General features: G+C 41.4%; 19 protein-coding genes. 3 read left to right on the plus strand and 16 right to left on the minus strand.

Going from position 1 to position 19,591, the window contains the following annotated elements; all coding sequences use genetic code 11:
• Positions 1-6: 6 nt before the first annotated feature.
• The 3 genes from GPM24_RS04560 to GPM24_RS04570 form a co-directional block, all read right to left on the minus strand.
• On the minus strand, positions 7-804 hold the full coding sequence (locus GPM24_RS04560) for a succinate dehydrogenase/fumarate reductase iron-sulfur subunit (RefSeq protein ID WP_233268734.1): 798 nt from the start codon (positions 802-804) through the stop codon (positions 7-9).
• Positions 805-900: 96 nt separating this feature from the next.
• Complete coding sequence (locus GPM24_RS04565) at positions 901-2,835, minus strand: fumarate reductase/succinate dehydrogenase flavoprotein subunit (RefSeq protein WP_158825542.1); 1,935 nt, start codon at positions 2,833-2,835, stop codon at positions 901-903.
• 73 nt (positions 2,836-2,908) lie between these two features.
• Positions 2,909-3,694, minus strand: a complete 786-nt coding sequence (locus GPM24_RS04570; protein WP_158825543.1) for a succinate dehydrogenase cytochrome b subunit — start codon at positions 3,692-3,694, stop codon at positions 2,909-2,911.
• Positions 3,695-3,866: 172 nt separating this feature from the next.
• On the opposite strand from GPM24_RS04570, the gene GPM24_RS04575 reads away from it, so the two are divergent.
• Both GPM24_RS04575 and GPM24_RS04580 read left to right on the plus strand, forming a co-directional pair.
• Positions 3,867-5,009 (plus strand): DUF4369 domain-containing protein, encoded by a 1,143-nt coding sequence (locus GPM24_RS04575; protein WP_158825544.1) that lies wholly within the window; start codon positions 3,867-3,869, stop codon positions 5,007-5,009.
• A 12-nt stretch (positions 5,010-5,021) separates the two neighbouring features.
• Complete coding sequence (locus GPM24_RS04580; RefSeq protein WP_158825545.1) at positions 5,022-5,480, plus strand: hypothetical protein; 459 nt, start codon at positions 5,022-5,024, stop codon at positions 5,478-5,480.
• 16 nt (positions 5,481-5,496) lie between these two features.
• Here the strand turns inward: GPM24_RS04580 and pdeM are convergent, their stop codons facing one another.
• The 4 genes from pdeM to GPM24_RS04600 all read right to left on the minus strand — a co-directional run bounded on the left by pdeM (position 5,497) and on the right by GPM24_RS04600 (position 8,800).
• Positions 5,497-6,153 carry a ligase-associated DNA damage response endonuclease PdeM gene (pdeM, locus tag GPM24_RS04585; protein ID WP_158825546.1) on the minus strand — a complete coding sequence of 219 codons (657 nt, stop codon included), beginning with the start codon at positions 6,151-6,153 and terminating at the stop codon, positions 5,497-5,499.
• 84 nt (positions 6,154-6,237) lie between these two features.
• Positions 6,238-6,783, minus strand: a complete 546-nt coding sequence (locus GPM24_RS04590; RefSeq protein WP_158825547.1) for a YciE/YciF ferroxidase family protein — start codon at positions 6,781-6,783, stop codon at positions 6,238-6,240.
• Positions 6,784-6,872: 89 nt separating this feature from the next.
• Positions 6,873-7,445, minus strand: a complete 573-nt coding sequence (locus GPM24_RS04595; RefSeq protein ID WP_158825548.1) for a hypothetical protein — start codon at positions 7,443-7,445, stop codon at positions 6,873-6,875.
• A gap of 26 nt (positions 7,446-7,471) precedes the next feature.
• Positions 7,472-8,800 (minus strand): APC family permease, encoded by a 1,329-nt coding sequence (locus GPM24_RS04600; RefSeq protein ID WP_255459106.1) that lies wholly within the window; start codon positions 8,798-8,800, stop codon positions 7,472-7,474.
• A 368-nt stretch (positions 8,801-9,168) separates the two neighbouring features.
• On the opposite strand from GPM24_RS04600, the gene GPM24_RS04605 reads away from it, so the two are divergent.
• Positions 9,169-9,969, plus strand: a complete 801-nt coding sequence (locus tag GPM24_RS04605) for an SGNH/GDSL hydrolase family protein (protein WP_158825550.1) — start codon at positions 9,169-9,171, stop codon at positions 9,967-9,969.
• On the opposite strand, the gene GPM24_RS04610 is transcribed toward GPM24_RS04605, so the two are convergent.
• The 9 genes from GPM24_RS04610 to GPM24_RS04650 form a co-directional block, all read right to left on the minus strand.
• On the minus strand, positions 9,964-11,088 hold the full coding sequence (locus GPM24_RS04610; RefSeq protein WP_158825551.1) for an acyltransferase family protein: 1,125 nt from the start codon (positions 11,086-11,088) through the stop codon (positions 9,964-9,966). The genes GPM24_RS04605 and GPM24_RS04610 overlap by 6 nt on opposite strands.
• A gap of 315 nt (positions 11,089-11,403) precedes the next feature.
• Positions 11,404-11,994 (minus strand): dihydrofolate reductase family protein, encoded by a 591-nt coding sequence (locus tag GPM24_RS04615; RefSeq protein ID WP_158825552.1) that lies wholly within the window; start codon positions 11,992-11,994, stop codon positions 11,404-11,406.
• A 4-nt stretch (positions 11,995-11,998) separates the two neighbouring features.
• Positions 11,999-13,387, minus strand: a complete 1,389-nt coding sequence (locus tag GPM24_RS04620; protein ID WP_158825553.1) for a LutB/LldF family L-lactate oxidation iron-sulfur protein — start codon at positions 13,385-13,387, stop codon at positions 11,999-12,001.
• 143 nt (positions 13,388-13,530) lie between these two features.
• Entirely contained in the window at positions 13,531-15,099 is a 1,569-nt protein-coding gene (locus GPM24_RS04625; RefSeq protein WP_158825554.1) for a M28 family peptidase, read from the minus strand.
• Positions 15,100-15,188: 89 nt separating this feature from the next.
• Positions 15,189-15,626, minus strand: a complete 438-nt coding sequence (gene rpiB, locus GPM24_RS04630) for a ribose 5-phosphate isomerase B (RefSeq protein ID WP_158825555.1) — start codon at positions 15,624-15,626, stop codon at positions 15,189-15,191.
• Positions 15,627-15,644: 18 nt separating this feature from the next.
• Positions 15,645-16,517: a twin-arginine translocase subunit TatC gene (gene tatC / locus GPM24_RS04635; protein WP_199269686.1), complete on the minus strand. Its 873-nt coding sequence runs from the start codon at positions 16,515-16,517 to the stop codon at positions 15,645-15,647.
• Positions 16,518-16,599: 82 nt separating this feature from the next.
• Entirely contained in the window at positions 16,600-17,940 is a 1,341-nt protein-coding gene (gene accC, locus GPM24_RS04640) for an acetyl-CoA carboxylase biotin carboxylase subunit (protein WP_158825557.1), read from the minus strand.
• A gap of 92 nt (positions 17,941-18,032) precedes the next feature.
• The gene (accB, locus tag GPM24_RS04645; RefSeq protein ID WP_158825558.1) at positions 18,033-18,515 is read right to left on the minus strand and encodes an acetyl-CoA carboxylase biotin carboxyl carrier protein; all 483 of its coding nucleotides are present in this window, start codon (positions 18,513-18,515) and stop codon (positions 18,033-18,035) included.
• Between the two features lie 74 nt (positions 18,516-18,589).
• A complete protein-coding gene (locus GPM24_RS04650) occupies positions 18,590-19,582 on the minus strand; it encodes a beta-ketoacyl-ACP synthase III (RefSeq protein ID WP_158825559.1) in 993 nt (330 codons plus the stop codon).
• Positions 19,583-19,591: the final 9 nt, after the last annotated feature.

Genomic DNA, 19,591 nt, shown 5'->3' on the forward strand with positions numbered 1-19,591 from the left:
TATAAATTAACCGCCATGATTCTCGGCATGTACTTCTTCTTCGCGGAACAGTTTCGCGCTAAAGAAATCGAAGTTCATGCGGGCAATGTTGGTTAACGTAATTTCCTTAGGACATTCGGCCTCACAGGCACCGGTATTGGTACAGTTACCAAAACCTTCGGCGTCCATTTGTGCTACCATGCTTTGTACACGGCGGTAACGCTCTGGCTGACCTTGCGGCAACAACGCCAACTGCGTAATTTTAGCCGAAGTAAACAACATAGCCGAAGCATTTTTACAAGCTGCCACACAAGCACCACACTGGATACAGGTAGCAGAGTTGAAAGCCTCGTCGGCAATTACTTTCGGAATTGGAATTTCGTTAGCATCGGGTACACCACCGGTATTTACCGAAACGTAACCACCAGCTTGCTGGATACGGTCAAAAGCTGAACGGTCGGTAGCCAAGTCTTTAATTACCGGGAACGCTTTGGCTCTCCAAGGCTCAATGGTAATCGTTTCACCATCGCTAAAGCTACGCATGTGCAGCTGGCAAGTGGTGATTGCACGCTTAGGCCCGTGCGGACGGCCGTTGATATATAATGAGCACATACCGCAAATACCTTCGCGGCAATCATGATCAAAATGGATAGGATCTTGCTTCGCATGAATAATGCTCTCATTCACTACATCCAGCATCTCCAGGAAAGACATATCCGGAGATATGTTTTCGGCCTTGTAAGTTTCAAACTTACCAGGAGTTTGTGCATTTGGTTGACGCCAAACTTTCAGCGTCAAATTCATTGTTCCGTTTGCGTTACTCATATTTATAAAATTAGAGTCAAGAGCCAAGAAACAAGAACCAAAAAATCGTCGCTTTAATTGTAAGTCTTGATTCTGGGCTCCTGGTTCTTGCTTCTATTATTTATAGCTTCTTTGTGTTAACTTAACATTTTCGTATACCAGTTCTTCTTTGTGCAGTTCTTCGGGTTGGTTTTCACCTTTAAACTCCCAAGCTGCAACAAAGGCAAACTCATCATCATTACGCAGGGCCTCACCTTCTTCGGTTTGCGACTCTAATCTGAAGTGACCACCACATGATTCGCGACGCATTAAAGCATCTTCTACCATTAAGGCACCCAGTTCAATAAAATCGGCCACACGACCTGCTTTTTCCAGTGCGTTGTTGATTTCGTCGTTTTTACCTACTACGATGGCGTTTTTCCAGAAATCTTCTTTCAGCTCCTGAATCATCACACGGGCTTTTTTCAAACCTTCTTCTGTACGGGCCATACCGCAATATTCCCACATAATATGACCTAATTCACGGTGATACTCCGTAGTTGTTTTAGTGCCTTTTAGCGCCAGCAACTTAGCCACATGCTGCTCAACCTCTTTTTTAGTTTGTGCAAACGCAGGGTGGTTGGTATCAACCGGTTTTGGTCCGATAGTAGCCAGGTAATCACCCAGAGTGTAAGGTATTACAAAGTAACCGTCGGCTAAACCTTGCATCAGTGCAGATGCACCTAAGCGGTTAGCTCCGTGATCGGAGAAGTTAGCCTCGCCTAGAGCATATAAACCAGGTACGTTAGTGCTCAGGTTATAATCAACCCAAAGGCCACCCATGGTATAGTGTACTGCAGGATAAATACGCATTGGCTGTTTATATGGATTTTCATCAGTAATCTGATAATACATATCAAACAAGTTGCCATATTTAGCTTTTACAGCATCTTCGCCCAGGCGCTCAATAGCATCACGGAAATCAAGGAATACAGCGATACCTGAACCGCCCACACCACGGCCTTCGTCAACCATTTCCTTAGCGTTACGTGAAGCCACGTCGCGCGGAACCAGGTTGCCGAATGATGGATATTTACGTTCCAGGAAGTAATCGCGATCTTCTTCTTTAACGTTTTCTATTTTCAGTTCGCCACTGCGTACTTTTTTGGCAATTTCAACTGTTTTAGGTGCCCACACCCTACCATCGTTACGCAATGATTCAGACATCAACGTAAGCTTAGACTGGTGCGTGCCGGTTACCGGGATACAGGTTGGGTGAATTTGCGTATAGCAAGGGTTAGCGAATAAAGCCCCGCGTTTGTGTGCACGCCAAGCAGCCGTTACGTTAGAACCTGCTGCATTGGTTGACAAATAGAACACGTTGCTATAACCACCGGTACACAATAATACTGCGTGACCAGCATGGGTTTCAATTTCGCCAGTTTTTAAGTTACGGGTTACAATACCTTTGGCTTGGCCGTCAACCACTACCACATCCAGCATTTCTGTACGCGTGTACAGTTTTACTTTACCTTCGTGGATTTGGCGATTCAATGCCGAAAATGCACCCAGCAATAATTGTTGTCCTGTTTGACCACGGGCGTAGAACGTACGTGACACCTGCGCACCACCGAATGAACGGTTATCCAGCAAGCCGCCGTACTCGCGGGCAAAAGGAACACCTTGTGCCACGCACTGGTCAATAATATTTACCGAAACCTCGGCCAGACGGTAAACGTTGCCTTCGCGGGCACGGTAGTCACCACCTTTAATAGTGTCGTAAAATAAACGATAAACACTGTCACCATCATTACGATAGTTTTTGGCAGCATTGATACCACCTTGTGCAGCAATTGAGTGTGCACGACGGGCGCTATCCTGGAAACAGAAAGCGGTTACATTATAACCCAACTCAGCCAATGACGCTGCTGCCGATGCACCAGCCAAACCCGTACCTACTACAATAATGTTGTATTTACGTTTATTGGCAGGGTTAACCAGCTTTAAATTGAATTTATGCTTGCTCCATTTTTCGGCTAATGGGCCTTGCGGAATTTTAGCATCTAAAATCATTTTCTATCTATATTATGTTGAGCGGTTGATTAGGTGAACGAGAATTTCACTACTCAACTACTTAACCAATCAATTACTTATTTAAACTCTGAAAAAAATAAACAATCGGCATGGCGGCAAAACCAAGCGGAATAATAACGGCAAACAGCCAAGTACCTATAAATTCATAGATAGGCTTGTATTTGCGGTGTACCCAACCAAAAGTATGGAAAGCGCTTTGGAAACCATGCTTTAAGTGGAACGATAAAGCCACCATTGATATTACATAGATTAACACGTACCACCAGATGCTAAAGCTATTGGCTATACGGGTATGTAAATCTTTAACACGAACAATTTCAGTGTTGCCATCATATGATTGCGAATGCTCAAAATCATGAGTAGGCGGCGTAAAATCGGCTACGGTTGTTTCATTAGTCAGTAGGTTAGTACGGTACTCTTTGTAACCTACGTCATGGGTAAATTTGTACTTGTACCAGAAATCGCCCATGTGAATAACAATAAACACCAGCAAAATGGAACCCAACAGACCCATGTTTTTGGATGAGAAAGATACTGGCGATTGGGTGTGCACGGCATAATCAACCGGGCGCGCATGACGGTTGTTGGTGGTTAAGATGTAGGCGTAGATAGCATGCACAATAATACACAGATACAAAATGTAGGCAATTACTTCAATCGGCGGGAAGTGCGTCAGGAAGTTGGCGTACATGTTAAAACTGTAACCGTTGTCATTGCTAAACAGCAATAGATTACCACCTAAGTGTACAATTAGAAAGACACACAGAAACAAGCCTGTTAAAGCCATGATCAGCTTTTTTCCCAGCGATGAGTTAAAGGTTTGTTTTAATTCACTCATTATAAATTTATTTAAAATCAGGCAAAAATATTTAATATAACCCAAAACCTACCACTAGTTTTCAGTTATAGTCACGGAATTGTCTATTTAGAAACATTCTAAAATCGATTGCATGCAAATGGTTATATAACCAGAAAAATATATCTTAGCCGTTAAGCCTTTTCGCTAATTTATGAAACAATATTCTCTCCTATTTGCCGCTGCTTTATTAGCCGTTGGCTGCGCTAAACCATCACACATTACTGTTAACGGCAAAGTTGCCGGCCTGAACGATGCTACTTATTTTTTGAAAGATGCTGCCGACTCAACCATCGCTGCCGAAAACATCAGCAACGGCACTTTCAAAGTAGATGCACAACTGGATAACCCCGGTTACGGCACATTGTCTATCAACAAAAACGGCAGCAAAGATGAGAACAACTTTGAAGTTTATCTGGAATCGGGCGAGTACACGATTGAGGCTAATGCCGATAAACTTTCTCAATATCCAAAAATCACTTCGCCATCGGCTATTCAGAAAGAGCTGTCATCATATTATGAAATTTACGAGCAAACCAACGCCGGGACACATGAGCAACGCCTGAAAGCCGAAGCCAAGTTGAACGACAAACGTTCAATGGCTTTAAGCAAAACCGAATACATTGCTCTAATTAATAAAGTGAACGCCGCGCAAGAAGCTGAAGACAAAACCAAGATTATTGCGTTTAAAACCTTTGTGGAAAAGAACCCGCAAAGTATAGCCGCGCCGCATTTAATGGGTAAGCTGGATATTGAATCTGACCCGGTTACTTATAACAACATTTACCAAAAGCTAGGTGCCGCTGCCCGTAATACCGACGAGGGTAAAGAAATTGGTGCCAAGCTAACCCGTATACTTAAACTGGTACCCGGTGCCGAGGCGCCTGCTATTGCTGGGAACACGCCCGATGGCAAACCATTTAATAAAGCAACGCTCGATAAATCTAAAAAAGGCTATATCATTGATTTTTGGCGCGCTGCCAATCAGGTAAGCCGCCTGTGCCATCAGGACATGATTAATACCCTGCAAAAAGATAAAAGCGGCCGCCAGTTTGGCATCATCAGTGTATCGTTAGATAGCAAACGCGACTGGTGGACCAAAGCCGTTACCGACGACCACATGAATTGGCCGCAGTTTGCCGACCTGAAAGGTGACGACTCGCCCAATGCCCAAAACTGGATGATCACCAAAATACCCACCTATTACTTAGTAGACGAAAACTGGCACATCATTGAACGCAATGTTGATTTTAACCGGTTATTGTTTGAGATGGATAGTTATGTAAAGAAGCACTGATAGAGGTTGGTTATGGAGTGGAGTAAACTTAAAAAACAATTGTATTTTGAAGACGGATCTTTTAGAGATATATACATTTTAAATACAAATGAAAGCGATTGGAAAAAGTGGGTTCAGTATGTAAACGAAAATTACACAGTTGAATTTTTTGATAGTAGAAAGGATTGCAGTCAAACAGAAATACAATTCAATGTTATTCAAGAGCTATGGAGAGCTGCACCTCCCGACTTTTCATGTAATGCCGTAGTTACAGTAGGAAAAACAACAGTATGTACCTACTTCTTTTCCGAAAATGAGATTGAAAACGACATTTTGCCTTCGGAATTTACATCACTTGACGACCATCTGGCCCTTGTTAAATACATGCAAGACATATCCACAATTCTTGGTAAAAGTATGGTACTTTCCATTGAAAACTGCTGGGAAGACATATTAATGTCTGTTAATAAACGTGATATTGAACTCACATAATGATCGATCTGTGTGCTTACACCGCAATCACCTTATCCTTCAACACCCCAAACACTTTATCCGTACGCTCATGCCGCAGGTTTACCTGCCCGGTAAATTTACCAAATGATGGCAATATAGCCTGCCGCGCGCCAAATGTAAAGCAGGGCAGTGTTACAGACTGACGGCCGCGACCAACCAGGGTTACACCGGGATGAATGTGACCGCAAAATACATAGCTGTTGTGCTGTTGCAATTGAACAGGGGTTTGCGGATGGTGCAACATTAAAAATGGACCAACCTGCAATTCGTTATGGGTAGAGATATTTAGCTGGTGATAATGCACCTCATCAATAATGTCGTGATTTCCGATAACCAGCTGCATTTGGATATAGGCATAACGATTGCGCCAGGCAGCAAAGGCATCCCAGTCGGCGTTCATGTCGCTATGAAATAAATCGCCCAGGAACCATATTTTTTCGGGATGGTGCTGCTCAATAATACGGGCAAGGCAAACCAAGTCTTCATTAGCCAACTGGGCCGGCACCGCAAAACCCGATTTACGAAAGTGGCCCACTTTGCCCAAGTGCACATCAGCCGCAATTAAGGCTTTATGCTTAGGCCAGTAAATAGCTTTTTCGGACAGTAAAAGAAGCTCTTCGCCCTGTAGTGTAAATTTCAACCCTGCACTCATCTGTAGGTGCAAAATTAAACAAAAAACAAAAACTCCGGCTTAAATAGCCGGAGTTTTTACTAATAAATTTAGCTTATTGCTAAATTATGCTTTTTCGCTTTTAGCGTTTACGTTAATGGTGCTTTCGGCTAATTGAGTTAACAGTTCATCTGTTTTTTTCTCTTCAGCCAAAGTTTCGTCCAATAACTGGGCTGCTTCAGCAAAGCCTAAAGTGTTTGCTAATGTACGTAAGGTACCGTATGAAGCAATTTCGTAATGCTCTGATTTCTGAGCAGCTGAAATGATACCGGCATCACGGGTGATGCTGCCATCTTCTGTATCTTCTACAATGCTTTCTGATTCTGAGATCAAGCCTTCCATCGCATCACATTTTTTAGCAGAAGCTTTTTCGCCAACAATTTCGAAAACCTGTTCTAAACGGGCTACCTGGTTGTCGGTTTCTTCTTTATGCGTTTCTAATGCGCTGCGCAATTCATCTGATGTTGCCGCTTTAGCTAATTTTACCAAAGCTTTTGACAGATGCTTTTCAGCCCAGTATATATCTTTTAATTCATCAACAAATAATTCCATTAATGCTGATTCTTCAACATTTTCGGTATTTTCCGGTTTTTTTGATTTAGCAGTTGCCATAATGTAGATTTCTTAATGTGTAAGAGTTTAACATCACAGGCACAGCACAAGTTTTAACTATTTGTTAACATTTGTTGATATCCATTACCCTACTGTGGAATATTCTTATTATAAGCCTGAATAGCAGCCAAATAGTTTTTCTTTTTTAATGCTGTATAAGCTTCTTCATCATCCATCACAAAACGCCCCAGCTCGGTAGCCGTTAATTTTAAGATAGCGGTTTTACCAGATTGAAATGCACATATCGATTCTGCTTTTAAACTCTTTTTTTCGGGCAGTTTCGCATATGCGTTTATTTTGCCGCGTATTACTCTAAACAGCCAACAACTATCTGTTGGCACACCTACTATAGTACCATAAGATCCGTCAACCCGGTTTGCTTCCAGTGTTTGCTCGGGATATATTTTTTGCTCACGCGATGGGTCAGTTTTAGATAGCGAATCGTTCTGATAGATCAGATATGTTCGATGCAGTTCAACGTTAGTATAAATTTTTGATTTAAAAGTTTTAATAGAACTATCGCGCATCATTACACTGAACTCGTAAGTATTATTGCTTAACGTGTTATTACCATCTTTATTTGCTTTTTGGGCGAATGAGCTTTTAATACAGAAAATGCCAACACAAAAAAGAAATACATTTAAAAGTGCAACTTTTTTCATGTCGCAAAGCTAAAACTTTCTATTCTCTAATCCGGAACGGTTATATGAGTTTTGCGCCATACTACAAGTCGCCAGGCCAGCTCGGCGGTGGCTAATGCGCAAATGGCAAATAATGCCGGCTTAATTCCCTGCCCTTCTGATATCATGGCACCCGCCAAGGCAACAGCATATACCGTTAAGGGCAGTAATAAAAGCAAACAAAGACCAGCTACATTAAGCGGTATTTTAAATGGGCGCAATGTGTCAGGTTCTTTAAGTCTTAATTTAATCAGGGTAGCATACTCTAATGATAACCCGGCACCATATACGGTTACATCAATAATCAGCAATTCGGCAAACGACCACAACACCATTAAACTTACCACTATTGAACAAATAAGGATAGACACATAAGGTGTATTAAAGCGCGGATGCAAACGGTTTAATCCACTGGGCAACAACTTATCATCTGCCATTACTTGGGGTACTCGCGAAACGGATAGCAGTACAGCGGCATAAATACCCAGCGTACTAGCCATTCCACCCGCTGCCAGCATTGCTCCCAACCAGTAGCCCGCCACACGCAAGCCCAAGGCCGGAAAACCTTCGTTGTTAAAAGTATCCGCATTAATGCCTGAATGTTGAGCAGTGATGATGGCGAGTGCATACACTACCATTACCAGCAAAAAAGCCACAGATACTGAAATTAAATATGAACGCACCGGCTTTTCTACCTCTTGTGCATATGTGGTTACGTTATCCCAGCCCAGGCAGTTCCACATAACCGTATATAGCGCCATCCCCAACGATGGAAAACTAACACCATGCAACCCCGGTGATGGTAAACTAAAACTTCCCTGATGATGCCACGCAGCCACTACAAACAAAATAAGCAGTGGCACTAGCACCACTATGCTTAATAACATAGATGCTCTGCCAACTTGCATAATACCTAATATATTTAATGCGGCCGATGCCCAGATGATAACCAGGCACACCGGTATTTTATAGCCCTGCAAACCGGGAAAAAAGAAGGAAGCGTACTCTACAAACAATACCGGATAAATGGCCAGATCAACAAAGGTGTAAAGCCAGGTCCACCAACCTTCGTAAAAGCCCAAACGTTTACCCAGGCCATGTTTTACCCACTGATAGTAACCACCGGTAACCGGCCGCATACTATTCAATTCAAGTACGGTAAGTATGGCGGGCACATCCCATAATAAAGGCGTAATAAGCAACACCAACATCGCACCGTGCTGCCCCGCATAAGTAAGTAAAGGTTCCAAGCCATATGGCCCGCCTGACACAGTAAAAAATATAATAGCGACAAGCTGTAACGGACGGATTTGTTTGCGAGTAGCCGGAGGATGCATGCTGTAAACTTAACTATTATTCCCAACACACTGAAATCGCCCCAAACTGTAGAAAAAATTTCACACATCAAGCAAATCTTTTCCTATTATTTAAACAACCTTCCCAACGACCAACATTTAAATTAAATTTTTTAACGCTTATATTAATTTTTAAAGAATCATATCACTTTTATGATAAATGCGTATAAAGATAAAAATGAAAGATTTTCATATAATTAACGCATTTATTATAAAGTTTATACTTAAATATTATTTTTAGTCTGCTTTGTGGCCGGTCTCAAATTTTTGCCATTTTTTGTGGTACCTGATTTGTAAATATGCTAACAACTGTATCATAAAAATTCATGGTACAGTACCTAATTAATACTATGGGAATTTTCTACAAAAAACTGGGATACATATTATTGTTTGTTACTACCGCTGTGGTGTCGGGCTGTAAAAAAGAGAAACAGGAAACCGTAAAAGAAAGTATAACTATTCCGAAAGCTGTACAAAATCAAAATGTTGATACTGTAAAAACACCGGTAGATACCTCAACCAAAGTAATTGTAGTATTAGGGTCATCTACCGCTGCAGGTTTTGGTACCAGCAAGCCAGACTCGAGCTGGGTAAACCGATTACAAAACCGCTTTTTAACTGATAACAAAAAATTCAAAGTAGTGAATTTAGCTTATGGTGGCTTCACAACTTACCAAGTTATGCCCACAACTTTTATTACGCCCAGCGGTAAGCCTCAGGTAATTACTGATAGAAATATTACTGAAGCGCTCAGATACCATCCGTCGATGATCCTTATCAATTTGCCAACAAACGATATTGCAAGCAACTACTCTGATGAAGAAATTATAAATAATTTCAAAACGATTACCGCGATAATTGATGCGCAAAAAATAGATTATATATTAACAGGCACACAACCACGTAACTTTTCCGGCTCAGATCAGCGTTTTAGATTAAAAACATTGGATGACAAATTAGCGTCAACATTTAAAGGTCACGTAAACAGTTATTTAAGCCAATTATCCAGTCCGACTTATAGCATTTTAGACATGTACTCGGCGGGAGACGGCATACACCTAAATGACAGAGGACATAGATTAATTTATGAGTCGTTTATCAAACATTTTCAACAACATAATATATTTGACTTTAAAATAATCAAGTTATAGATACATAAGCTTAAACTTCTGCAATACTTTTACCAGCAATGTTGTTCCGAAATAGCATAATGCCCAATAAAAAGTAATTATCAACAGGCGAATAGTTGTATCATAACTATAAATTTCGACGTTGAGATAGCGCTTAATCATTTCCAAAGCTTTTGGAACAAAAAAGTAGATAAAAAATCCATGATACAAATAGATACCAAAAGTTTCTTTACGTGGATTAAAAAAACCAAAGTTAATTTTGGAGCGGCAAACCCCTATTAGGAAAACAAAAACGGCAACAGAGTAAAGTTGATTGAATATGCGCAGAATATGAAAATATTGCTGGAAGGAATATTTCTCTATATACAGCCAGTAAGCTTCGGCAGTTGAGCAAATGTACAGAACGAATGCAACAGCAAATAATATTATTGGTTTTACTCGCCAGATCTTTTCAACTATATTTTGCTCTTTTATAAAAGCCCCAAGCCATAAATAAAACACATACCCTAATAAGGCAGTTGCATGTGGAGCCGCATACGCAACAGTATAAACGTTTAAGGCTGTATATACAAGCGTAATTCCCAACAATCCTATACCCAAAAAAATTGAACTTATATACTTTTTAAATACCAGTAGTATTGCAAGACATATAAAGTAATTGGGTAAGTACCAAAATAGCGTATCAAAAAAGCAAAATTTGATTATACTTAAATTAGTATTATCTGGAGTTACGCTATGATGAAAAACATACTTTCTAATCATCAATAGTCCAAGAAAAATGATTAGAGCCAGTACATAAGGCTTAAAAGTAGTATCAAATCTCCTTTTAATATAGCTATATGAATTGACAGCTTGCAACCTGTCGCTCAGCAAAAAACCAGAAATCATAAAAAAACATAGTACAGAAAATTTAAATACTTGCTTATAAAAGATGAAGGATAATTCGTAAGTATTACTAAGAAGCAAACTATTGAATGTATGATTCTTTGTGCTAAACATGTCAACATGTGCCCACACAATACCCATCATTGAAATGAAGCGGATCAAATCCACAAATGGATAAGACGCAGGTGAGCCAGACTTTAACTTTTGGTTAATATCATTAACAGAAGACTTCCCTCCATCTGTAACGCTGGTCATAAATGTATCAGAATAACTCAGTGAACTCAATTGGTTAGTGCCGAAAAAATGCTTGACAATACTACTTTTATAATAAAGCAGTATGATTAATTAACATTTTGCAAAACTACAGCTAATACAACAATAAAGAATACGTCTAAAAACCCTTTTTTATTGCCGGATAAGTAACATTTTTATTATGAACTTAACATTATCTGCTATACAATAATACTATTAAAGGAAGTAAGCAATTAAGATTAACAAAAATATATTCAAGGCTTTCTTAATAAAAGAAAGCCTTGAATATATAGCATTGAATTTTTCTTTTAAAGAAATTTAAATGCTAATATCGTCACTCTCCATGCCGGAGTGGGTATAGTCTGTATTGATCAAGCTGAAGTCAAATACCGGCTTAAGGGTATACCGAAGCTGAACTAAACCGGTATTGTAAGTTTGTGTATCTAAAAGCGCCAAGTCAACCCGGCTTTTTATATTCTGAAACAGCGGCTTACCTGCACCTAAAATAATAGGGTGAACAGACAGCAGTAATTCGTTAAGCAATCGTTTTTCCAAAAACGAACTAACCAGGCTTGCCCCGCCAAACAGCCAAATATCGGGCCCATCAGTTTGAAGGATGCTGTTTACCTCCTTTTCCCAACTAGCTTGGTTAACCACTTTAACTTTGGGGTGACTGGAAGGTGGCAGGGTATCTGAAAATACATAAATTTTCTGAATTGCCGGAAAGTATATATCCTCCATACCGGTAATCAGCTCAAAACTTTTACGGCCAATAAAAATAGTATCGGTGTTGCTAAAAAAGTCTGTCATGCCGTAATCCTGGTCGTTGAAGCACCAATCATAGGCACCATTAGCATCTTCAATAAATCCGTCCAAGCTCATTGCCAGGTTTAATATAACTTTACGCATGTTGTTAGTCTTCTTTACGATTTTGCTCTTCGGCCCAGCGTTGCGCAAATGATTTTTCGGCCACTACAGGCATTTCACGAAACTTACCCCATGCTTTTTTAAAGAACATCTTAAGGATAAAGTTCTTCATCTTGCCACCAAAAAAGTCGGTTAACTTGCGGCTCAGCATGGCTTTTTTCCAGGCAGCCCAACCCCATTTTTCTTTTGGGGTACTTAAGTCTTCTTTAACTGCATCCCGGCGGTTAATCAGCAGCATTTTGTGCAAATCTATTTTTACCGGGCACACTTCGGTACATCGCCCGCAAAGGGTTGAAGCATAGCTTAAATGCTTAAACTCTTCCATACCCTTCATATGCGGTGTAATAACGGAACCGATGGGGCCACTGTATGTAGTGTTATAAGTATAGCCGCCTACGTTTTGGTATATCGGACAAGCATTAAGGCAGGCTCCGCAACGGATGCAATACAAGCCTTGCCGCTGGTCTTTTTTAGCCAGCAGATTGGTACGGCCGTTATCCAGCAAAATCACATACATTTCTTCCGGTCCATCGGCTTCGTCCATTTGCCGCGGACCACTTAAAATAGTATTGTATACTGTTAAATTTTGCCCGGTACCATGCGTTGACAACAACGGCCAGAATAAATCCAGATCGGTAATGGACGGTATTAATTTTTCGATGCCTACTATGGCAATATGTATTTTAGGGAACGTGGTACACAAGCGCGCATTGCCTTCGTTTTCACTCATGGCTATACTGCCGGTATCAGCAATTAAAAAGTTGGCACCGGTAATACCTACATCAGCTTGCAGATACTTATCACGCAACAATTCACGGGCTTTTTGAGTAAGCTGTTCTGGTGTAGCGTCTATAGGCGTGCCGAATTTTTGGTTAAACAGCCTGGCAATGTCCTCTTTAGAGAGGTGCATAGCCGGCGTAACAATATGATACGGCTTTTGCCCCAGCAGCTGTACAATATATTCGCCTAAATCGGTTTCTAATGATTCAATATTGTTTTGCTCCAAAAACTCATTTAAATGAATTTCTTCGGTAGCCATTGTTTTAGATTTCACTACACGCCTTGCACCGGCACGATGAATGATACTTAAAATTTCCTGCTGCGCTTCTTCTACATCATTCGCCCATATCACCTTGCCACCACGGCGCTGAAAGTTAGCTTCAAACTCAGGTAAAAACTTATCCAGATTTTCCATCACGCGCCACTTAATCACATGAGCTTTGCGTTTGGCAGTTTCCAGGTTAGTTAGCCGATCAATCCCCTTAGCAGCCGACGCATGATATCGTCCCATATTAAAATTAATAATACGGCGATGGTCCTGGTCAAACGCTTTCTCTTCTGAATCTGCAATAAACTTCTCGGCAGTGCTTCCCATAAAGGCGAAATTAATGTTTTTTCTTTAGTTGACGGTTCAGTGTTAACAGTTCGTTACCAAATTCAAACCAACAGGAGCTCTCTTAACAAAAAAAGCGCTATCCTGATTTAGGATAACGCTTTTAAATAGGTTTTATTTGACCACTAACGGCTATTAGGCATATCGTTGCTTACATCCACAGATGGGCGCTCAACGCGGTTAGCTAATTCCCAACCGGTATAGAATGTTAGTTGAGCGCGTTTTACTAATAACGGAAAATCAATTTTATCAACTTCATCACTTACACGGTGATAATCGGCGTGCACGCCGTCGAAGTAAAATACAATTGGAATATTGTGCTTAGCAAAATTGTAATGATCTGAACGATAATAAATACGCTCCGGATCTTTAGGATCATTGTATTTATAATCTATGGCCAGTTTGGTATAAGTGCTATTGGCATTTTCGCTGATTTTGTGCAACGTGGTGCTCAATTTGTCTGAACCAATCAAGTAACAGTAATCAGGCTTACCTTCGTGCGCAGGGTCACGACGACCAATCATGTCAATATTTAAATCGGCAACTGTTTTTTCGAGCGGGAATACCGGATGCTCAGAGTAGTACTCAGAACCCAGCAAGCCTTTTTCTTCGCCTACGTTACCCAAAAACAACAGCGTGCGACGCGGGCCTTTACCTGCTTTTTTGGCAGCGCTGAATGCGCGGGCAATTTCCAGTATACCGGTAGTACCAGAGCCGTCATCATCAGCACCGTTGTTGATACGGTCGCCTGGTGTACCTTCGGGCAGCATACCAATATGGTCATAATGGGCCGAGAATACTACCACTTCATCTTTCAACTTGGGATCCGAACCCGGCATGTAAGCTACAATATCAACCGCTTTGGCATCGTTAACAACCGTTTCATAATCGGCTGATACATCTGCTTTAAAGGTTTGCGCGGCAACGGTTGCTTGTGTAGCAGCCGCTTTTAAATCATCATAAGTTTTACCGGATGCTTTAACCAAATCATTGGCAGTAGCAGGGCTAATGGTAATGGCTATAGCTCTGCCCGCTGCATTAGCAGCACCTTGGGCGTTGCTTCCACCTTGTGTGGCATCTTTTCTTAAACTAGTACGTTCGCTGGTTTTGCCGGCCATGCCCGGTCTTACCGGAGCTACCACTAAAATCAACGCCGGATTTTTACGACGCACAGCTATAGTATTCACACCCCTGCGTTGCTGATTAGCATCAGTGGCAGTACCTGGTTTTGTCTCACCAATAATCAATACGGTTTTACCGGTTAAATCAGCAGCAGCTACCTCTTCTTCGGTTCCGTAACCCACAAATACAACTTCATTGGTTTTGATGTTTTGCGTTCCGGCACCACCTGCAGTAGAGTAATCGGTTCCGTAAGTTAATGCTTTGCCGTTAATGGCTAACGATTTAAAGTTGAAAGCTGTAACAGTTAATGGCACATCTAAAAAGAAAGAACCTTTGTTAGCGGGCAATAAACCTAACTTTTTGTATTCACCAGCCAGGTATTTGGCAGCTCTGTCTGCGCCGGGTTTACCAGTTTCGCGGCCTTCCATAGCATCGGAGGCAATAATGGTAAGTTGCTTTTTGGCATCTTGAACACTAATGTACTGCGCGTACTTAACGGCGGTAGCATTTTTTTGGGCACAGGCCCCCAGTGCTGCTACAAGGGCAGCACTGCAAAAAAACATTTTTTTCATTCTATTGCTTAGCAATTATCTAATCAGGGGCAACTTACGCAATAAGCTGCAAATCTATAAGTAACAAATATGTGCGCTTTGCCAGGTTATCAGCAAGACATTTTGTTTACACGATTGGCGTGGCGGCCACCTTCAAAATCTGTTGTCAGAAAAGTTTCTACAATAGCTTTAGCTTCATCCAGCGAAATAAACCGTTCGGGAATACAAACGATGTTAGCGTTGTTATGCTGGCGAGCTAAACTGGCCAGTTCCTGCTGCCAGCAAATAGCGGCACGAATACCTTGATGCTTGTTGGCCGTAATGGCTACACCATTAGCGCTACCACAAACCAAAATGCCAAAATCAAACTCGCCACTTTCAACAGCTGATGCTACAGGATGGGCAAAGTCAGGATAATCAGTAGAGTCGGTTGAATAGGTACCGAAATCTTTAATGGTAGCATTAGGCAACCATTCTAACAAGGCTTGTTTATAACTGAAACCGGCATGGTCTGAACCAATAGCGATTTTAATTTCTGTGTTGATCATGGATAAATAGTTTAAAAATTAAGATTTAGTTCGCATTAGCTCGTCATGCTTTTTAAGCTTTCTTTTGTCAATGCGGGCAGCAACCATAATACCAACTTCATATAATACAAAAAGCGGAATGGCCACTACCGACATAGTAATAGCATCTGGTGTAGGAGTAACCACAGCTGCAATAACCAGTATAGCTACAATGGCATAGCGCCGCGTATTACGCATAAACGACGCTGTTAGAATCCCTAAGCTGGCCAGAATGTAAATTATTATAGGCAACTGAAATACAATACCGGTAGCCAATGTTAACGTAGCTACAGATGCCAGGTAATTATCAACAGTATATAAGTTTTCTATAGATGCACTTACCTGAAAGCCAACTAAAAAACGCATGGATAACGGCGTAATAATGAAATAGCCAAACAAAACACCTAAAATGAATAATCCACTGGCGTATACAACAAAACCGCTTGCTGCTTTCCTTTCGTTCTCGTGCAGTGCAGGTTTAATAAAACGCCATAGTTCAAATAGCAAATAAGGAATGCCTAATGTAAGGCCCAATAGCAGTGATGAATTAAGCTGCAAGGTAAACTGACCAGCCAACTCATTGTTCATGAGCTTAACATTCAAACTGTCTATACACCAACCCGAACGGTGAAAATACTCACCCAACTTGCACATAGTGCTGTAAGTCCAAAAACTGGTGTGGGTTGGCCCCATAATTACATGATCGAAAATATAATCATAGTAATAATAGGCCACGCATGAAAATATGATAATGGCGATAGACGATCGTATCAAATGCCATCTTAAAACCTCTATATGGTCAAAAAAAGACATCTCTACTTCGAGGTCTTTACTCTTTTCTTTTATAGCTTTTACTATTTTATTCTCGCTCATGTATTGCAAACAAAAATACCATTCTGTATAACATACGAATGGTATTTGGTTTTAATTTTATACTGATTGTAATTTTTTACGCTTACGCTACAATTTCAAAGCTTTCCATAAACTTGGTGGTAAAGTTACCAGCCCTAAAGTTAGGATCTTTTAATAGCTGCAGGTGGAACGGAATGGTGGTTTTAATACCTTCAATCACAAATTCACTTAAGGCACGCTCCATAGTATTCAAAGCTTCTTCGCGGGTTTGTGCCACGCAAATTAGCTTAGCAATCATCGAATCGTAGTTTGGCGGAATAACATAGCCGCTGTATACGTGCGTATCAACCCTTACCCCATGACCACCCGGTGAGTGGAAGTTGGTAATTTTGCCTGGTGACGGGCGGAAGTTGTTAAACGGATCTTCAGCGTTGATACGGCACTCAATAGCACACATAGTAGGCTCGTAGTTTTTGCCTGATATAGGTGTACCGGCAGCCACTTTAATCTGTTCTTTAATTAAATCTACGTTGATTACTTCTTCGGTTACCGGATGTTCTACCTGGATACGGGTATTCATCTCCATAAAGTAGAAGTTCTGGTGCTTGTCTACCAAAAACTCAATAGTACCGGCACCTTCGTAATTTACGGCTTTGGCACCTTTAATGGCAGCCTCGCCCATTTTACGACGTAATTTTTCGGTAATAAAAGGTGATGGCGATTCTTCAACCAGTTTTTGGTGACGACGCTGGATAGAGCAATCGCGCTCGCTCAAATGGCAAACTTTGCCATACTGGTCGCCCACTACCTGAATTTCGATGTGGCGTGGATCTTCCACATATTTTTCCAGGTAAATACCATCGTTACCGAAGGCAGCACCGGCTTCAGCACGGGCCGAATCCCAGGCTGGTTCAAATTCCAAATCGTTCCAAACAATACGCATACCACGGCCACCACCACCGGCAGTAGCTTTTAAGATAATAGGATAGCCAATTTTACCGGCCACCTGTATACCTTCTTTCACGTCGGTAAGCAAACCTTCAGAACCCGGAATAGTAGGCACGCCTGCTTTTTTCATGGTTGCTTTGGCCGAAGCTTTATCACCCATGGCGTTGATCTGATCGGATGTTGCACCAATAAACTTAATACCATATTCGGCACAAATAGCCGAAAACTTGGCATTTTCAGACAAGAAACCGTAGCCAGGATGGATTGCATCGGCATTGGTTACTTCGGCGGCTGATATGATGTTCGGTATATTTAAATAAGAGTCGCGGCTGGCCGGCGGACCAATACATACGGCTTCGTCGGCAAAGCGCACATGCAAACTATCACGGTCGGCAGTTGAATATACAGCTACGGTTTTGATGCCCATCTCCTTACAAGTGCGGATAATCCGCAGGGCAATTTCACCACGGTTAGCTATGAGTATTTTTTTAAACATGTTTTTGTGTTAGTTAAGTAGTTGATTAAGTTAAGTGGATGATTAAGCAAATAACTACTCACTAATCAACCAACAACCAATCAACTTAACAATTACATAGGTTCAACTAAAAACAGGGGCTGGTCGTACTCAACCGGAGAAGAATTCTCTACCAGAACTTTAACGATACGGCCAGATACTTCAGACTCGATTTCGTTAAACAGTTTCATCGCTTCGATGATACACAGTACACTGCCTGCTTTAATTTCGTCACCAACATTTGCAAATGAAGGTTTGTCAGGAGATGATGAACGATAGAAAGTACCAATCATCGGCGATTTGATAGTTACATATTTAGAAACATCAGCCGCAGCAGGAGCTTCGGTAGGAGCCGCTGTATGTTCAACCGCAACCACAGGAGCAGGCGCGGCAGCTATAGGAGCAGCAACTTGCTGACCCGGAATAGTAGCGTTAACGTAAGTTGGCGCCTGATTGGTTTTTATGGTAATTTTAAAATCGTTCTGTTCAATCGAAACTTCGTTTACACCTGATTTAGAAACGAAGCGAATCAAATCCTGAATTTGTTTGATATCCATATTAGGTGATATTGGTTGGATAAATGTGTTTTAAAGAACTAAGTTATAACAATTAAACAATAAATGTTGCCAAATTAGTAAGCCCACTTGATATACATCGAGCCCCAGGTAAAGCCACCGCCAAAAGCGGCTAAAACAATATTGTCTCCTTTTTTGAATTTACTTTCCCACTCCCACAGGCATAGCGGTATAGTACCGTTGGTAGTATTACCATAGCGCTCAATGTTAATGACAACTTTATCATCACTGATACCCATACGGCTGGCCGTGGCATCAATAATGCGTTTGTTGGCTTGATGAGGCACCAACCAAGCAATGTCATCGGCAACCAGGCTGTTGCGCTCCATAATTTCGGCAGCAACATCGGCCATATTGGTTACGGCAAACTTAAACACGGTTTTGCCTTCTTGGTAAGCAAAATGCTCACGTGCAGAAACAGACTCGTGTGTTGCCGGTCTTAATGAACCACCGGCTTTCATGTGCAAAAACTCCCGACCTGAACCATCACTTTTAAGCACAGAATCAATGATGCCGTAACCTTCTTCGGCAGTTGGTTCAAGCAAAGCAGCACCGCAGCCGTCACCAAAAATTATACAAGTAGCACGATCATGATAGTCAATAATAGATGACATTTTATCGCCACCAACTACCAGCACTTTTTTGTATCTGCCGCTTTCAATAAATGATGCGCCTGTTGCCAAGCCAAAAACAAAGCCCGAGCAAGCTGCCTGCAAATCATACCCCCACGCGTTTTTAGCGCCAATTTTATCAGCTAAAATATTAGCTGTTGCCGGGAAAGGCATATCGGGCGTGGTGGTACAGAAAATAATTAAGTCAATTTCTTCGGCGCCGATACCCCGCTTTTGCAGCAAAGTATTTACAGCAGGCACAGCCAAATCTGACGTAGCCAAGCCTTCGCCTTTTAGTATACGGCGCTCCTTTATACCGGTGCGGCTAGTAATCCACTCGTCGTTCGTATCCACCAGCGATTCCAGCTCATGGTTAGTGAGCACGTAATCGGGCACATAGCCATGTACAGCGGTAATTGCAGCATGTATTTTATGCATTGTCAAATT

It is taken from the genome of Mucilaginibacter lacusdianchii (assembly GCF_009770985.1).
Classification (GTDB): Bacteria; Bacteroidota; Bacteroidia; order Sphingobacteriales; family Sphingobacteriaceae; genus Mucilaginibacter; species Mucilaginibacter lacusdianchii.

Bases quoted from the DNA above. Each gene is read 5' to 3' on its own strand.
- GPM24_RS04560 (WP_233268734.1), bottom strand. From the start codon at position 804: ATGAGTAACGCAAACGGAACAATGAATTTGACGCTGAAAGTTTGGCGT.
- GPM24_RS04565 (WP_158825542.1), bottom strand. From the start codon at position 2,835: ATGATTTTAGATGCTAAAATTCCGCAAGGCCCATTAGCCGAAAAATGG.
- GPM24_RS04570 (WP_158825543.1), bottom strand. From the start codon at position 3,694: ATGAGTGAATTAAAACAAACCTTTAACTCATCGCTGGGAAAAAAGCTG.
- GPM24_RS04575 (WP_158825544.1), top strand. From the start codon at position 3,867: ATGAAACAATATTCTCTCCTATTTGCCGCTGCTTTATTAGCCGTTGGC.
- GPM24_RS04580 (WP_158825545.1), top strand. From the start codon at position 5,022: ATGGAGTGGAGTAAACTTAAAAAACAATTGTATTTTGAAGACGGATCT.
- pdeM (WP_158825546.1), bottom strand. From the start codon at position 6,153: ATGAGTGCAGGGTTGAAATTTACACTACAGGGCGAAGAGCTTCTTTTA.
- GPM24_RS04590 (WP_158825547.1), bottom strand. From the start codon at position 6,783: ATGGCAACTGCTAAATCAAAAAAACCGGAAAATACCGAAAATGTTGAA.
- GPM24_RS04595 (WP_158825548.1), bottom strand. From the start codon at position 7,445: ATGAAAAAAGTTGCACTTTTAAATGTATTTCTTTTTTGTGTTGGCATT.
- GPM24_RS04600 (WP_255459106.1), bottom strand. From the start codon at position 8,800: ATGCATCCTCCGGCTACTCGCAAACAAATCCGTCCGTTACAGCTTGTC.
- GPM24_RS04605 (WP_158825550.1), top strand. From the start codon at position 9,169: ATGGGAATTTTCTACAAAAAACTGGGATACATATTATTGTTTGTTACT.
- GPM24_RS04610 (WP_158825551.1), bottom strand. From the start codon at position 11,088: ATGACCAGCGTTACAGATGGAGGGAAGTCTTCTGTTAATGATATTAAC.
- GPM24_RS04615 (WP_158825552.1), bottom strand. From the start codon at position 11,994: ATGCGTAAAGTTATATTAAACCTGGCAATGAGCTTGGACGGATTTATT.
- GPM24_RS04620 (WP_158825553.1), bottom strand. From the start codon at position 13,387: ATGGGAAGCACTGCCGAGAAGTTTATTGCAGATTCAGAAGAGAAAGCG.
- GPM24_RS04625 (WP_158825554.1), bottom strand. From the start codon at position 15,099: ATGAAAAAAATGTTTTTTTGCAGTGCTGCCCTTGTAGCAGCACTGGGG.
- rpiB (WP_158825555.1), bottom strand. From the start codon at position 15,626: ATGATCAACACAGAAATTAAAATCGCTATTGGTTCAGACCATGCCGGT.
- tatC (WP_199269686.1), bottom strand. From the start codon at position 16,517: ATGAGCGAGAATAAAATAGTAAAAGCTATAAAAGAAAAGAGTAAAGAC.
- accC (WP_158825557.1), bottom strand. From the start codon at position 17,940: ATGTTTAAAAAAATACTCATAGCTAACCGTGGTGAAATTGCCCTGCGG.
- accB (WP_158825558.1), bottom strand. From the start codon at position 18,515: ATGGATATCAAACAAATTCAGGATTTGATTCGCTTCGTTTCTAAATCA.
- GPM24_RS04650 (WP_158825559.1), bottom strand. From the start codon at position 19,582: ATGCATAAAATACATGCTGCAATTACCGCTGTACATGGCTATGTGCCC.